Raw genomic sequence first — 15,404 nt, 5'->3', positions numbered from 1 at the left:
ACTTGGATGGCCCCGTGCCGACGAAGCTGCTGAACGATCCCGACCGACTCCTGCCGATCGACCCGACGACCCGGGCGATCGCCCGCGATCTCCACGCGAGCGTCGCCGACCTGCCGATCCTCTCCCCGCACGGGCACGTGGATCCGCGCCTCCTGCTCGAGGACCGCCCCTTCGCCGACGCGTCCGAGCTCTTCCTCCGGCACGACCACTACGTCACCCGTCTGCTCCACTCCGCCGGGATCGACCTCGGCGATCTCGGCATCCCCGGAGGCGTGCGCCTCGCCGGCCCGGAGGAGGTGTGGCGCACGTTCTGCGCGCACTGGCGGATCTTCGCGGGAACCGCCTCGGGCTACTGGCTCCAGTCGATCCTCGCCGAGCAGTTCGGCATCACCGAGCAGCCCGACGCCTCCACCGCCGACGCCCTCTTCGCGGCGATCGGGGTCCGGCTGGCGTCCGACGCCTTCCGCCCGCGGGCGCTCTTCGAGCGGTTCGGGATCGAGGTGCTGGCGACGACCGACGATCCGCTGGACGACCTGGCCGTCCATCGGGCTCTGGCGGAGGATCCGGCGTTCCCGGGCCGCGTGCTGCCGACCTTCCGGCCCGACGCCTACCTCGATCCCTCCGCCCCCGGCTGGCCCGAGCGCGTCGCCGCCCTGGCCGCCGCCACCGGAACGAAGGAGTCCAGCTTCCCCGGATTCCTCGAGGCCCTCCGCGCCCGTCGCCGGCACTTCCTCGACCACGGCGCCGTCTCCGCCGACCACGGAGTGCTGGAGCCGCTGACCGTCGACCTCGATCCCGCCGAGGCGCAGTCCCTCTTCGCCCGCGCCCGCGCCGGCACGATCGACGCCGAGGGCAGCCGCGTCCTCGCCGGCCACCTGCTGCTGCAGTCCGCCCGCATGAGCGTCGACGACGGCCTGGTGATGACCGTCCACGCCGGCGTGCTGCGCAACCACGATCGGCCGACCTTCGAGCGCTTCGGCCCCGACACCGGCCACGACATCCCCGTCGCGACCCGGTTCGCCGAGCCCCTCCGTCCGCTGCTGCAGGAGCTCGGCAACGCGCCGGGCTTCCACCTCGTCCTCTTCGGGATCGACGAGAGCACCCACTCGCGCGAGCTCGCTCCCCTCGCCGGCTACTACCCGTCGGTGTTCCTCGGAGCGCCGTGGTGGTTCCTCGACGCGCCCGACGCGGTGCTGCGCTTCCGCGCCGCCGTGACGGAGACCGCCGGCTTCTCGCGGAGCTCCGGCTTCATCGACGACACCCGCGCGTTCCTCTCCATCCCGGCCCGTCACGACATGGCGCGGAGGCTGGACGCCGCGTTCCTCGCGCGCCTGGTCGCCGAGGGGCGCATCGACTCCGAGACGGCGAGCGCCGTCATCCTGGACCTCGTCGACGCCCAGCCGCGGAAGGTCTTCAAGCTGTGAGCGGGCACGGCGGAGGAGGCGGTTTCGATCGCGCGTCCGCGGGCCTGCCGGCGGCTCCCGTCCGCATCGTCCACCTCGGCCTCGGCGCCTTCCACCGAGCGCATCAGGCCTGGTACACGCACGCCGTCGACGACGACCACGAGTGGGGCATCGCCGCATTCACCGGCCGGAGCCCCCGCGCGGCCGAGGAGCTCGCCGCGCAGGACGGCCTGTTCACGCTGATCGAGCGCGGACCGGAGGGCGACTCGGCGACGGTCGTGGGCAGCATCGTCGAGGCGGTCGACGGCGCGGACGTCGCGCGTCTCGTCGAGCTCGTCGCGGCTCCAGGGACGGCGATCGTCACGCTGACGATCACGGAGGCCGGGTACCGTCTCGCCGCGGACGGCGGCCCCGACCTGGACGACCCCGCCGTCCGGAGCGACCTCGCCGCCCTCCGATCGGGAGGAGCGCCGACGACCGCGCTCGGCCGCCTCCTCCTCGGCCTCACCGCCCGGCGCGACGCCGGCTCCGGCCCGCTCGCCGTCGTCCCCTGCGACAACCTCTCCGGCAACGGCCCTCTCGTGCGCCGTGGACTGCTCCTGCTCGCCGAGCGGCTCGACCCGTCGCTCGCCGACTGGATCGACCGCACCGTCTCGTTCGTGTCGACCTCCGTCGACCGGATCACCCCGGCCACCACGGCGGCGGACCGGGAGGCGGCGGCCGAGCTCACCGGCATCAGCGACGCCGCGTCCGTCGTGACCGAGCCGTTCCGCGACTGGGTCCTCTGCGGCGGGTTCCCCGCCGGCCGACCCGCCTGGGAGCGCGTCGGAGCCCGCTTCGTGGACGACATCGAGCCCTTCGAGCGGCGCAAGCTGCGACTCCTCAACGGCGCGCACACGCTCCTCGCCGCCACCGGCCGCCGGCGGGGCCTCGCCACCGTCGCGGAGGCGATCGCCGACCCCGCCTGCCGGAGCGCCGTCGAGGCGTTCTGGGCGGAGGCGGCGGCCGGCCTCCCCGCCGGTCTCGACGCGGACGCCTACTGCGCCGCCCTCCTCGAGCGCTTCGGCAACCCCCGGATCGAGCACCGGCTCGAGCAGATCGGCGCCGACGCGACCGCCAAGCTCCGCATCCGGATCGTGCCCGTGCTCCTCGCCGAGCGCGCGGGCGGACACGGCGGAGCCGCCTCCCTCCGTGCCGTCGCCGACTGGATCGCACTGCTGCTCCAGGGCGACCGCCTGCCCGACGCGCAGCGCCCCGCCCTCGACCGCGCCCTCGGCTCCGCCCGGCCCCTCGAGGCGCTGCTGCGGCTCGTCGACCCGCGCCTCGTCGACGACCCGGCCCTCGTCGCCGCGGTCGCCGCTCAGGCGGCCTAGACCTCCACCCCGCCTCTCCGCGCGGTGCCTTCCGGCACCGTCGGCAACCGATTGCCACCTTCGCACCGTCTCGATGCGGCGCGGATCCCCGTCGGGTCCGCGCCCGGGTAAAGGAGCCCGCATGACCCCCCGCACCACCGCGCCCGGAGCGCCCGCCGCTGAGAAGCTCTCCAAGCTGAGCATCGTGGGCTACGGCGCCGGCGACACGGCGAACAACCTCGCCTTCACCACCGCCACGATGTTCCTGCTCGTCTACTACACCGACGTCGCCGGGATCTCCGCGGCCGCGGCGGGCACGCTGCTGCTCGTCGTGCGGATCTTCGACGCGTTCGCCGACGTCTTCGCCGGCCGGGTCGTGGACCGCACCTACAGCAGGCGCTTCGGCAAGTTCCGGCCCTTCCTGATGTTCGGGTCGGTCCCGCTCCTGCTGCTCTCGGCCGCGACCTTCTCCGTCCCGCAGATCGGCGAGAGCGGAACCCTGCTCTACGCCTACCTGAGCTATGCCGCGCTCGGCCTCGCCTACAGCCTCGTCAACATCCCCTACGGCTCGCTCGCCGGAGCGATGACGCAGGTCGGCACCGAGCGCGCGAAGCTCGCCAGCGCCCGCGCCATCGGCGGCGCGATCGTGGGGGCCGGGCTCGGCACCTTCATGGCCCCGCTGGTCGTCCCCGGCGCCGATCTGCAGTCGCTCTTCTCGATCGTCACGCTGAGCTTCGTCGTCGTCGGCTCCGCGCTCTACCTCTTCACGATCCTGACCGCGAAGGAGCGGGTCCAGCGCGACGTCGCGCACGTCACGTTCCGTCAGAGCATGACGACCCTCCGCTCCAACCGGCCGCTGCTCTTCCTCTGCCTCAGCTCGTTCCTGTTCCTCACCGGGACGCTCGCGCTCCAGACCGTGCAGCTCTACTACCTGCGCGACGTGCTCGGATCGGTCCAGCTCTACGCCGCGATGTCGCTGATCCAGCTCGCCCTGACCTTCGGCCTGGCCGCCCTCGTCCCGACGATCGTGCGGCGGTTCGGCAAGCGCAACGCCTACATGGCCGGAGTCGGGGTCCTGATCAGCGGCGGAACGGTCGTCTTCCTCGCCCCGGGCGACGCGGTGGCGGTCGGCTTCGGCGGACTGGTCCTCGCCTACGTCGGCATCCAGCTCGTCAACATGCTCGTCTGGGCGATCGAGGCGGACACCGTCGAGTACGGGGAGTGGAAGACCGGCATCCGCTCCGAGGGCACGATCTACGCCCTGTTCTCCTTCACCCGCAAGACCGGCCAGGCGGTCGGAGGCGCCCTCGCCGCGTACTCGCTGGCCTGGGGCGGCTACGTGGCCGGGGCCGCGGAGCAGAGCGAGCACGCCGGGTGGGGCATCCGCGCCGCCGCCGGCCTCATCCCGGCCGTCGCCGCCCTGCTCGCGGTGCTGATCATGGCGTTCTACCCGCTGACCGACCGCCGGCACGCGCAGATCGTCGCCGAGATCGCCGAGCGCCGCGAGAGCACGGGGCAGGCCGCGCCCGTGGCGCCCGGCCTCTCGACCGCCGCGTTCTCGATGGACCGCGCTCCCGGCCGGAACCCCTGACCCGATCCCCCACCACGAAAGGCACCCCATGAAGATCGACAAGGCCGAGGTCGTCGTCACCAGTCCCGACCGCAACTTCGTCACCCTCAAGCTCACGACCGACGACGAGCTGACCGGCCTCGGCGACGCGACCCTCAACGGCCGCGAGCTCGCCGTGGTCTCCTATCTCGCCGACCACGTCGTGCCGCTGCTCCTCGGCCGTGACGCCTCGCGCATCGAGGACACCTGGCAGTTCCTCTACCGGTCGTCCTACTGGCGCCGCGGGCCGGTCACGATGGCGGCGATCGCGGCGGTCGACACCGCCCTCTGGGACATCAAGGGCAAGGCCGCGGGCATGCCGCTCTACCAGCTGCTCGGAGGCGCGTCCCGCACCGGCCTGCTCGCCTACGGCCACGCGTCCGGGCGGACGGACGCGGAGCTGTTCGACAGCATCCGCGAGCACCAGGAGCAGGGGTACCGCGCGATCCGCGTGCAGACCGCGGTGCCGGGACTGACCTCGATCTACGGCATCGCCTCCAACGCCGTCCTCGAGGGCAACGCCGGTGTGCGCTACGACCACGAGCCGGCGCAGCGCGGCGGCCTGCCGACCGAGGAGGACTGGGACACCCGCGCCTACCTGCGCCACGTCCCCCGCGTCTTCGAGGCCGTCCGCAACGAGTTCGGGCCGGGGCTCCCCCTCCTCCACGACGGCCACCACCGGATGACGCCGATCCAGGCCGCGGCCCTCGGCAAGTCCCTCGAGCCGTACGACCTCTTCTGGCTCGAGGACTGCACGCCCGCCGAGAACCAGGAGGCCCTCCGCCTCGTCCGGCAGCACACCACGACGCCCCTGGCGATCGGCGAGGTCTTCAACACCGTCTGGGACTACCAGCTCCTCATCCGCGAGCAGCTGATCGACTACATCCGGAGCGCGGTCACGCACACCGGAGGCGTCTCCCACCTCCGGAGGATCCTCGACCACGCCGCGCAGTACCAGATCAAGTCCGGGATGCACGGACCCACCGACGTCTCCCCGGTGGGCATGGCGGCCGCGATGCACCTGGGCCTGGCGATCCACAACTTCGGGATCCAGGAGTACATGAAGCACGGCGAGCGGACCGACAGCGTCTTCCAGCAGTCGTTCACCTGGAGCGAGGGACGGCTGCACCCGGGCGACGCCCCCGGTCTGGGCGTGGAGCTCGACGTCGACGCCGCCGGGAAGTACCCCTACGTGCGCGCGTACCTGCCCTTCAACCGCCTCGCCGACGGCACCGTCCACGACTGGTGACCTGCCCCCCTCCGCCGAGGCGATCCCGGACCGTCGCGGGAGCCACGACCAGCGGGCTCCCTCGACGGTCCGGGGTTCCCCCCGCCGAGCACAGGCCGGTCAGGGCACGAAGCGGTAGCCCATGCCCGCCTCGGTCAGCAGGTGCCGCGGATGCGCGGGGTCGGGCTCGAGCTTCTTGCGCAGCTGCGCGAGGTAGAGGCGCAGGTAGCCGGTGTCGGTGACGTGCGCGGGGCCCCAGATCTCGGCCAGCAGCGAGCGGCGGGTGACCAGCTTGCCCGCGTTGCGGATGAGGATCTCGAGCACCTGCCACTCGGTCGGGGTGAGCCGCACGGAGACGCCGTCCCGCGTCGCGCTCTTGGCCACCAGGTCCACGGTCACCTCGCCGATCACGACCAGCGGCTCGCCGTCGGCCGGCTGCACCCGCCGCGAGAGGGCCCGGATGCGCGCGAGCACCTCGTCCATCGAGAACGGCTTGGTGACGTAGTCGTCCGCGCCGGCGTCGAGCGCGCCCACCTTGTCGGCCGCGCCCGTCCGTCCCGACACCACCAGGATCGGCGCGCTCGTCCAGCCGCGCAGTCCGTGGATGACCTCGACCCCGTCGAGCCGTGGCATGCCGAGGTCGATCATGTAGAGGTCCGGATGCTCGTCCACCGCGCGGTTGATCGCCTCGGTGCCGTCGCCGGCCGTCACCACGTCGTATCCGCGGGCGGTGAGCGTGATGCGCAGGGCGCGCAGGATCTGCGGGTCGTCGTCGGCGATCAGGATCTTCATGCGGCTCCTCCGGAGTCCTCGTGCGGAGCGGTGCCCGACCCGCCGTCGTGCGGGACGGGAGGAGCGACGTGAGCCGCAGGAGCAGCGGCAGCAGTCTCCTTCGCCAGCGGCAGCGTCACCACCATCGTCAGCCCGCCCCCCGGAGTGTCCTCCGTCTCGAGCGTGCCGCCCATCCCCTCCGTGAACCCCTTCGAGAGCGCGAGACCGAGGCCCAGGCCCGTGAGGTTGTCGTCGTCGCCGAGTCGCTGGAACGGCACGAAGATCTCGGCGCGGCGCTCCTCGGGCACCCCGGGGCCGTGGTCGACGATCCGCAGCTGCGCGCTCCCGCCGAAGGCGCTGGCGGCCACGCGCACCCGGGTGCCGGACGGCGCGTAGCGGACGGCGTTCGCGAGCAGGTTGACCACGACGCGCTGCAGCAGAACCGCGTCGGCGAGCAGCGCCGGGCCCTCCGGATCGAGGTCGAGGTCGACCTCGCCGGGACCGAGCCCGAGCTCGTCGAGCGCGGGGAGCACCACGTCGGCGGCGTCGAGCGGGGCGAGCGCCACGGCGAGCGCCCCCGCCTCCAGCCGCGTCACGTCGAGCAGGTCGGTGACCAGCGCGGCGAGCACGGTGAGGCTCTCGTCGGCGGTGGCGAGCAGCTCCTCCCGGTCGCGCTCGCTCCAGACCACCTCGGGCGAGCGCAGACCGCTGACCGCCGCGGTGGCCGCGGCGAGGGGCCGGCGCAGGTCGTGGCTGACGGCCGAGAGCAGGGCGCTGCGCACCCGGTCGGTCTCGGCCAGCGGAGCGAGGGAGCTGGCCGTCTCGCTGAGGGCCGCGTTCTCGAGCACCGAGTCCAGCTGGGCGGCGACGACCTGGAGCAGTCGCCGCTCGCTCCCCTCCAGCTCGCGGCCGTGCAGCTCGAGCACCGCGCCCTCGCCCACCGCGATGCGCGCGGGATCGCCCTCCGGCTGCGGCTCACCGTCCGCCGCGACGAGCTCGCCGCCGCGCAGCAGCCGCACGCCGGTCAGCCCGAACGCCTCGCGCGAGCGCTCGAGGATCGCCTGCAGCGCCCCCTGCCCGCGGATCACGCCACCGGCGATCGTCGCCAGCAGCTCCGACTCCGCCCCCGACCGCTTGGCGGCCCGCGCCCGCCGGGCCGCGCGGTCGACCACGGCGCTGACGAGCGCCGCGTTCAGCACGTAGAGCACCAGCGCCAGCGCGTGCAGAGGCTCGTCGACGGTGATCGTGTAGAGCGGATCGACGAAGAAGAAGTCGAGGGTCAGCCCCGAGAGCACGGCCGCGAAGAGGGCCGGCCAGAGCCCGCCGACCAGCGCGACCACCACCACCAGCAGCTGGTACGAGAGCACGTCGCTCGTGATCGACTCGTCGCTGCGGAGGCTCGAGAGCAGCCAGGTCACCAGCGGGCCGCCCACGAGGGCGAGGGCCAGTCCCAGGAGGCGGCGCCGCAGCGTCAGGGCCCCGTCGAGCCTCGGCAGCACCGCGGTGCGCCCGGCGGCGGAGTGGCTGACGATGTGCACGTCGATGTTGCCGGACTCGCGGATCACCGTCGACGCCGTGCCGGGCGTCAGCGCCGAGGCGAGACGGCCCCGCCTGCTCACGCCGATCACCAGCTGCGTCGCGTTCACCGAGCGGGCGAACTCGACCAGCGTGCGCGGCACGTCCTCGCCGACCACCTGGTGGTAGCTGCCGCCGAGCTTCTCGACCAGCACCCGCTGCGCCTCGAGCACGTGCGGCCGGGGAGCGCGGAGGCCGTCGGGGGTCACCACGTGCACGGCGAGCAGGTCGCCCCCGGAGGCGCGGGCCGCGATCCGCGCGCCGCGCCGCAGCAGGGTCTCCCCCTCCGGCCCGCCGGTGAGGGTCACGACCACGCGCTCGCGCGCCTCCCAGGTGCTGTCGATGCCGTGCTCGACGCGGTAGTCGCGGAGCGCGCTGTCGACCTCGTCGGCGAGCCAGAGCAGCGCGAGCTCGCGCAGGGCGGTCAGGTTGCCGAGCCGGAAGTAGTTGGACAGCGCCGCGTCGATGCGCTCGGGCGGGTAGACGCGGCCGTCGGCGAGGCGGTCGCGCAGCGCCTGGGGCGCCAGGTCGACGACCTCGATCTGGTCGGCGGCGCGGAGGACCGCGTCCGGGATCGTCTCGCGCTGCGGCGCTCCGGTGATCGCGTGCACCACGTCGTTGAGCGAGTCGATGTGCTGGATGTTCACGGTCGAGAAGACGGTGATGCCGGCGTCGAGGAGCGTCCTGACGTCCTCCCAGCGCTTCTCGTGCCGGGAGCCGGGGGCGTTGGTGTGCGCGAGCTCGTCGACCAGCGCGACGTCGGGCCGGCGGGCGAGCACCGCGTCGAGGTCCATCTCGTCGAGCAGCACGCCGCGGTGCTCGACGGCCCTCCTCGGCACGACCTCCAGCCCCTCGACCATCGCGGCGGTGGCGGAGCGGCCGTGCGTCTCGACCACGGCCACCACGACGTCGCGACCCTCGGCGGCGAGCCGGCGGCCCTCCTCGAGCATCGTGTAGGTCTTGCCCACTCCGGGCGCGGCTCCGAGGAGCACGCGCAGGCGGCCCTTCGTCATGCTCCCGGCCTCCCCTCGTGCTCGCGGCTCCGGGGCGTCCCGGGCTCGCGGGACCGGCGTCGATCCGCTCGATCGGACGGTCCCGACGAGCCGATCGCGATTCTACGAGCCGGAGGCGCCACCGGAGCGGTCACAGCCGCGCGAGAGCGGCGTTGAGCTCGAGCACGTCCACCGTCGGCTCGCCGAGGTACCCGAGCTCGCGGCCCGCGGTGTGCTCCTCGACCAGCGCGCGCACGGCGCTCACGTCGAGCCCGCGGGCGGCGGCGACGCGGGGCGCCTGCAGCTGCGCGTAGGCGGGGCTGATCGCGGGGTCGAGCCCCGAGGCGGAGGCGGTCAGCGCATCGGCCGGAACCGCGGCCGGGTCGACGCCCTCGAAGGCCGCGATCGCGGCCCGGCGCTCCTCGACGGACGCGACCAGGTCGGCGTTCTCGGGGCCGAGGTTGCTGCCGGTCGAGGCCGCGGCGTCGTAGCCCGCGGCGGAGGGACGCGACTGGAACCACTCCGGCAGGGGCGCTCCGTCGGCGTCCGTGAACGACTGGCCGATCAGCGACGAGCCGATCACCGCGCCGTCCTGGCGCAGCAGCGAGCCGTTCGCCTGGGCGGGCAGGGCGAGCTGCCCGATCCCGAGCACCGCGAGCGGGTACGCCGCTCCCAGCAGCACGGTGAGCACGATCATCGCGCGCAGCGCGACACCGTAGGGACGGAACATGGTCTCTTCTCTCTGTCTTCAGTGGTCGGGACGGGTGGGTCAGAAGCCGGGGATCGCGGCGACGATCAGGTCGACGAGCTTGATCCCGAGGAACGGAGCGATCACTCCGCCCAGCCCGTAGACCAGGAGGTTGCGGCTGAGGATGCGCGAGGCGGCGACCGGGCGGTACGCCACTCCCCGCAGCGCGAGCGGGATCAGCACGACGATCACCAGCGCGTTGAACACGATCGCCGAGAGGATCGCCGAGGCCGGCGAGTGCAGCTGCATCACGTTCAGCACCGCGAGCCCGGGGAAGACCCCCGCGAACATCGCCGGGATGATCGCGAAGTACTTCGCCACGTCGTTCGCGATCGAGAACGTGGTGAGCGCGCCGCGGGTGATCAGCAGCTGCTTGCCGATCCGCACGATGTCGATGAGCTTGGTGGGGTCGGAGTCGAGGTCGACCATGTTGCCCGCCTCCTTCGCCGCCGAGGTGCCGGTGTTCATCGCCACGCCCACGTCTGCCTGCGCGAGTGCCGGGGCGTCGTTGGTGCCGTCGCCGGTCATCGCGACCAGCGCGCCGCCCTCCTGCTCGCGCCGGATCAGGGCGAGCTTGTCCTCGGGGGTCGCCTCGGCGAGGTAGTCGTCGACTCCCGCCTCCGCCGCGATCGCCTTCGCGGTCAGCGGGTTGTCGCCCGTGATCATCACGGTGCGGATGCCCATCGCGCGCAGCTCCGAGAAGCGCTCGGCGAGCCCGTCCTTCACCACGTCCTTCAGGTGCACGACGCCGAGCAGGCGGGCGCCGTGGGCGTCCTTCACCGCGACGACGAGGGGCGTGCCGCCGCTCTCCGAGACGCCGTCGACGAGCACCGTGAGGCGCGCCGCGACCGCGGACGGCAGCGGCCCCTCCTCCTCCACCCAGGCGCGCACGGCCGAGCCGGCGCCCTTGCGGATGGAGGAGCCGTCGGGGAGGTCGAGCCCGCTCATCCGGGTCTGCGCGGTGAACGGCACCACGGCGGCCTGAGCGGGCTCGACGGCGGGACGGCCCGAGTCGCCCGCGAGGTCGACGATCGACTTCCCCTCGGGTGTCGGGTCGCTGAGCGAGGAGGAGGCGGCCGCGTCGACGAGGGCGGCCTGCGCCACTCCGTCGAGCGGGAGGAACGCCACCGCGCGGCGGTTGCCGTAGGTGATGGTCCCCGTCTTGTCGAGCAGGAGCGTCGTGACGTCGCCCGCCGCCTCCACCGCCCGGCCGGACATCGCGAGCACGTTGCGCTGCACGAGCCGGTCCATGCCGGCGATGCCGATGGCCGAGAGGAGGGCGCCGATGGTGGTCGGGATGAGGCAGACGAGCAGGGCGACCAGCACCGGGACGCTCACGGAGGCTCCTGCGAACGAGGCGATCGGGTTCAGGGTCAGCACGACCACGACGAACACGATCGAGAGGCTCGCCAGGAGGATGTCGAGCGCGATCTCGTTCGGCGTCTTCTGCCGCGACGCGCCCTCGACCAGGCCGATCATCCGGTCGACGAAGGTCTCGCCCGGCCGCGAGGTGATGCGCACCACGATCCGGTCCGAGAGCACTCGCGTGCCGCCCGTCACCGCGCTGCGGTCGCCCCCGCTCTCGCGGACGACCGGCGCCGACTCGCCCGTGATCGCCGACTCGTCGATGGAGGCGATGCCCCAGACGATGTCGCCGTCGCCGGGGACGAGGTCGCCCGCCTCCGCCACGACCACGTCGCCCAGCTGCAGCTCGGCCGAGGAGACCTCGACCAGGCGGGCCGACAGGGCGGAGGGGTCCGCGGGGTCGTAGTCCGTCACGCGCCGGGCCGGAGTGCTGGTGCGGGTGGCGCGCAGGCTCTCGGCCTGCGCCTTGCCGCGGCCCTCGGCCACCGACTCCGCGAGGTTCGCGAACACCACGGTGAGCCAGAGCCAGATCGCGATGCCGCCCGTGAAGGTGACGGGCACCGTCGATCCACCCGACTCCTCCGGCCCCCCGAGGAACGGCTCGGCGATCGCCAGCACCGTGGTCAGCACGGCGCCGACCTCGACGATGAACATCACGGGGTTGCGCCACATCAGGCGCGGATCGAGCTTGCGCAGCGCTCCGGGGAGGGCGGCGGCGAGCTGGCGCGGCCCGAGGGCGGCGCGGGTGGGGCGCGCGGGTTCCGCGGGGGCCTCGGTGAGTGCAGTGGTCATCGGAGTCGCAGTCCTTCCGCCAGGGGGCCCAGCGCGAGTACGGGGAAGTAGGTGAGCGCGGTCACGACGACCGTGACGCCCACGAGGAGGCCGACGAACTGCGGCCGGTGGGTGGGCAGCGTGCCGGCGCTGGAGGGCACCGGCGACTGCGCCGCGAGCGAGCCGGCCAGGGCGAGCACCAGCAGGATCGGGAGGAAGCGGCCGAGGAGCATCGCGACGCCGAGCGCCGTGTTGAGCCAGGGCGTGTTCGCCGTCAGCCCCGCGAACGCCGAGCCGTTGTTGTTGGACGCGGAGGTGAAGGCGTAGAGCACCTCCGAGAGCCCGTGCAGCCCGGGGTTCAGGATCGACGTGCTCTCCACGTCCTCCCGCACCGCCGGGATCGCGAAGCTCAGGGCCGTGCCGGCCAGCACGAGCGTCGGCGTCACGAGGATGTAGAGGCTCGCGAGCTTGATCTCGCGCGGGCCGAGCTTCTTGCCCAGGTACTCGGGCGTCCGGCCGACCAGCAGCCCGCCGACGAACACGGCCAGCACCGCGAGCACGAGCATCCCGTAGAGGCCCGAGCCGACGCCGCCGGGGGCGACCTCCCCGAGCATCATGTTGAGCATCGGCAGCATGCCGCCGAGCGCGGTGAAGGAGTCGTGCATCGCGTTGACGGCGCCGGTCGAGGTGAGCGTCGAGGCGGTCGCGTAGAGGGCGGAGCCGGCGATGCCGAAGCGCGTCTCCTTGCCCTCCATCGCGGCTCCGGCGGCCTGCGCCGCGGATCCGCCGCCCGCCGCCTCCAGCGCGGTGAGGGCCGCGAGCGACACGACGAAGATCGTCGCCATCGCCGCGAGGATCGCGCGCCCCTGCCGCACGTCGCCGACCATCCGGCCGAAGGTGCGCGGCAGCGAGAACGGGATCGCGAGGATCAGCACGATCTGCAGCAGCGACACCCACGCCGAGGGGTTCTCGAACGGGTGCGCGGAGTTGGCGTTGAAGTAGCCGCCGCCGTTGGTGCCGAGCAGCTTGATCGCCTCCTGCGAGGCCACCGCGCCGCCCGGGATGCTCTGCTCGCCGCCGGTGAGCGTGGTCACCGTCAGCGGGCCGTTCAGGTTCTGGATCACGCCGCCCGCGATCATCACGACCGCCGCCACCACCGCGAGGGGCAGCAGGAGGCGCAGCGTGCCGCGCACGAGGTCGACCCAGAAGTTGCCGAGCGTTCCGGAGGAGCGGCGCGCGAATCCGCGGATCAGCGCCACCGCCACGGCCAGGCCCACGGCCGCCGAGACGAAGTTCTGCACGGCGAGGCCGCCGAGCTGCACCGCGAAGCCGAGGGTCGCCTCCGGGGAGTAGGACTGCCAGTTGGTGTTGGTGACGAACGAGACGGCGGTGTTGAACGCCAGCCCCTCCGGCACCGCGGGCAGGCCGAGGGAGCCGGGCAGGACCGCCTGGAGGCGCTGCATCCCGTAGAGCAGGAGCACGCCGACGAGAGAGAAGGCCAGCACGGCCCGGAGGTAGGCGCGCCAGCTCTGCTCGCCCGCGGAGTCGACGCCGATGAGGCGGTAGACGCCGCGCTCGAGGGCGAGGTCGCGCGTCGAGGTGTAGACGCGGAACATGTGGTCGCCGAGGGGGCGGTGGAGGAGGGCGACGGCCAGGCCGACGGTCGCGACCTGGAGGACGGCGAGGAGCGGATCCATCAGAAGCGCTCCGGTCGGATCAGGGCCGCGACGAGGTAGACGACGGCGGCGAGCGCCAGCACGGCCGCGAGGGCGTCGAAGACGATCACCGGCCCGCCTCCTTCTCGCGGGTCCCGCGGGTCGCCGAGGGGGGCGGTCCGCCCAGCCGCTCGACCCCCTTCGCGGCGAGAGCGATGAGCGAGAAGAGGGCGAGCATGCCGAGGAGGTAGGCGAGGTCGAGCACGGAGGACTCCATCCGGGGAGCGGACGACGCCCGGGACCGGACGCCTGCCGGGAAGCGGCACAGGAAGCGATGCAACACCTCGCGGGGGCCCGTCGGAGCGGTCCTCACGGTTCCCCTACGGCCCGGCCCGGAGTCCTCGCGTTTCCCTCACGCGGACGGCGGCGGGCGCCCGGCGGAGGGGCGCGAGCCGGGCGGGAGCCGAGCGGTGAGAGCGTTCTCCCCCAGCAACGGCGGGGGTCGACGTCCCGAAGATCACATTTCGGCATCGCCTGGACAAATTCGCCGCCCGCGCTTTACTCCCCCCGATCGAAGGAATATGTTCTCTCCGTGGACAAAGCCCCTCGGGGCTCTCCCGCCCTCCCGGGCGACGACACGACGACGTGCGCCACACGTGCACGCCTCTTGTCGTCCTCTCCCTCGGACACTGCTTTCAGAGAGGAATGCACTCCATGAAGTTCTCCCGCGGCATCACCACGCTGGCCGCCGCCGGCATCATCTCCCTCGGCCTCGCGGCCTGTTCCGCGAGCCCCGCCAACTCCGGAGGCGCCGCTGCCGGCGCCGGCGCGGAAGGCGACTGCACCGTCGGCATCTCGATGCCCACGCGCAGCCTCGAGCGCTGGATCAACGACGGCGAAGGCCTCCAGTCGCAGCTCGAGGGCGACGGCTGCACCGTCGACCTCCAGTACGCGGACAACAAGACCGATCAGCAGATCTCGCAGATCCAGAACCAGATCGCCGGCGGCTCCAAGATCCTGGTCATCGCCGCGATCGACGGCGAGGCGCTCGCGCCCGTCCTCGCCGAGGCGAAGAAGCAGAACGCCACCGTCATCGCCTACGACCGTCTCATCAACGGCACCGCGGACGTCGACTACTACGCGACCTTCGACAACTACAAGGTCGGCCAGCTCCAGGGCCAGTACATCGAGTCGACCCTCGACCTGAAGAACGCCGCGGGTCCCTTCACCCTCGAGCCCTTCGCCGGCAGCCCCGACGACAACAACGCGAAGTTCTTCTTCTCCGGCGCGTGGGACGTCCTGCAGCCCTACATCGAGAGCGGCAAGCTCACCGTCCCCTCGGGCAAGTCGCCCGCGTCGGACGACGACTGGGCCTCGATCGGCATCCAGGGCTGGGCCTCCGACAAGGCGCAGTCCGAGATGGACAACCGCCTCTCGTCCTTCTACACCGGCGGCCAGAAGGTCGACGTCGTGCTCTCCCCCAACGACAGCCTGGCCATCGGCATCGAGGCCTCGCTGAAGTCGGCCGGCTACACCCCCGGCGCCGACTACCCGGTCATCACCGGCCAGGACGCCGACAAGGCCAACGTCAAGGCGATCCTCGCCGACGAGCAGTCCATGACGGTCTGGAAGGACACCCGCACCCTCGGCGACCGCGTCTTCCAGATGGTGCAGTCGATCGTCGCGGGCGAGGAGCCCGAGGTCAACGACACCGAGACCTACGACAACGGCGAGAAGGTCGTCCCGTCCTACCTGCTGGAGCCGCAGGTCGTCACGAAGGACGACGTGCAGTCGGTCCTCGTCGACTCCGGCTTCCTCAAGGCCGGCGACGTCGGACTCTGATCCGTCGGGCGGGGGCGGGGAGGTCTACGGGTGCCTGGCCGAAGTCCTGCTGCACGCGGCGGACTCGGCGCTTCTGGGGGTCCCGGCGGCCGG

At 72.8% G+C, this 15,404-nt stretch carries 12 protein-coding genes; 5 read left to right on the top strand and 7 right to left on the bottom strand.

Annotation, left to right across the window (positions count from 1 at the left end; all coding sequences use genetic code 11):
• Positions 1-14 precede the first annotated feature (14 nt).
• The 4 genes from uxaC (at position 15) to manD (ending at position 5,613) form a co-directional block, all read left to right on the top strand.
• Complete coding sequence (gene uxaC / locus C5C56_RS14020) at positions 15-1,424, top strand: glucuronate isomerase (RefSeq protein ID WP_104288517.1); 1,410 nt, start codon at positions 15-17, stop codon at positions 1,422-1,424.
• Positions 1,421-2,776: a mannitol dehydrogenase family protein gene (locus C5C56_RS14015; protein WP_258065680.1), complete on the top strand. Its 1,356-nt coding sequence runs from the start codon at positions 1,421-1,423 to the stop codon at positions 2,774-2,776. Before uxaC ends, C5C56_RS14015 begins: the two co-directional genes overlap by 4 nt.
• Before the next feature lie 121 nt (positions 2,777-2,897).
• Entirely contained in the window at positions 2,898-4,346 is a 1,449-nt protein-coding gene (uidB, locus tag C5C56_RS14010) for a glucuronide transporter (protein ID WP_104319798.1), read from the top strand.
• Between the two features lie 28 nt (positions 4,347-4,374).
• The gene (manD, locus tag C5C56_RS14005) at positions 4,375-5,613 is read left to right on the top strand and encodes a D-mannonate dehydratase ManD (RefSeq protein ID WP_104319797.1); all 1,239 of its coding nucleotides are present in this window, start codon (positions 4,375-4,377) and stop codon (positions 5,611-5,613) included.
• 99 nt (positions 5,614-5,712) lie between these two features.
• On the opposite strand, the gene C5C56_RS14000 is transcribed toward manD, so the two are convergent.
• The 7 genes from C5C56_RS14000 to C5C56_RS17980 form a co-directional block, all read right to left on the bottom strand.
• Positions 5,713-6,384: a response regulator gene (locus C5C56_RS14000; RefSeq protein WP_104222647.1), complete on the bottom strand. Its 672-nt coding sequence runs from the start codon at positions 6,382-6,384 to the stop codon at positions 5,713-5,715.
• Positions 6,381-8,951 carry an ATP-binding protein gene (locus tag C5C56_RS13995; protein WP_104319796.1) on the bottom strand — a complete coding sequence of 857 codons (2,571 nt, stop codon included), beginning with the start codon at positions 8,949-8,951 and terminating at the stop codon, positions 6,381-6,383. Before C5C56_RS13995 ends, C5C56_RS14000 begins: the two co-directional genes overlap by 4 nt.
• Positions 8,952-9,081: 130 nt before the next feature.
• On the bottom strand, positions 9,082-9,660 hold the full coding sequence (kdpC, locus tag C5C56_RS13990) for a K(+)-transporting ATPase subunit C (RefSeq protein WP_104225770.1): 579 nt from the start codon (positions 9,658-9,660) through the stop codon (positions 9,082-9,084).
• Between the two features lie 39 nt (positions 9,661-9,699).
• Positions 9,700-11,835: a potassium-transporting ATPase subunit KdpB gene (gene kdpB / locus C5C56_RS13985; RefSeq protein WP_104273223.1), complete on the bottom strand. Its 2,136-nt coding sequence runs from the start codon at positions 11,833-11,835 to the stop codon at positions 9,700-9,702.
• Positions 11,832-13,511, bottom strand: a complete 1,680-nt coding sequence (gene kdpA / locus C5C56_RS13980; RefSeq protein ID WP_104222651.1) for a potassium-transporting ATPase subunit KdpA — start codon at positions 13,509-13,511, stop codon at positions 11,832-11,834. Before kdpA ends, kdpB begins: the two co-directional genes overlap by 4 nt.
• The gene (gene kdpF / locus C5C56_RS13975; RefSeq protein ID WP_068209492.1) at positions 13,511-13,600 is read right to left on the bottom strand and encodes a K(+)-transporting ATPase subunit F; all 90 of its coding nucleotides are present in this window, start codon (positions 13,598-13,600) and stop codon (positions 13,511-13,513) included. The genes kdpA and kdpF overlap by 1 nt, the downstream gene beginning before the upstream one ends.
• On the bottom strand, positions 13,597-13,746 hold the full coding sequence (locus C5C56_RS17980; protein ID WP_181137609.1) for a hypothetical protein: 150 nt from the start codon (positions 13,744-13,746) through the stop codon (positions 13,597-13,599). Before C5C56_RS17980 ends, kdpF begins: the two co-directional genes overlap by 4 nt.
• 437 nt (positions 13,747-14,183) lie before the next feature.
• Here C5C56_RS17980 and chvE point away from each other — a divergent pair, with 437 nt between their 5' ends.
• Positions 14,184-15,311, top strand: coding sequence for a multiple monosaccharide ABC transporter substrate-binding protein (gene chvE / locus C5C56_RS13970; RefSeq protein WP_374952918.1), 1,128 nt, complete (start codon positions 14,184-14,186; stop codon positions 15,309-15,311).
• The last annotated feature ends 93 nt before the right edge of the window (positions 15,312-15,404 follow it).

Source organism: Rathayibacter sp. AY1D1, from assembly GCF_002932635.1.
GTDB lineage: Bacteria > Actinomycetota > Actinomycetes > Actinomycetales > Microbacteriaceae > Rathayibacter.
This window is presented reverse-complemented; position numbering and strand designations above follow the sequence as displayed.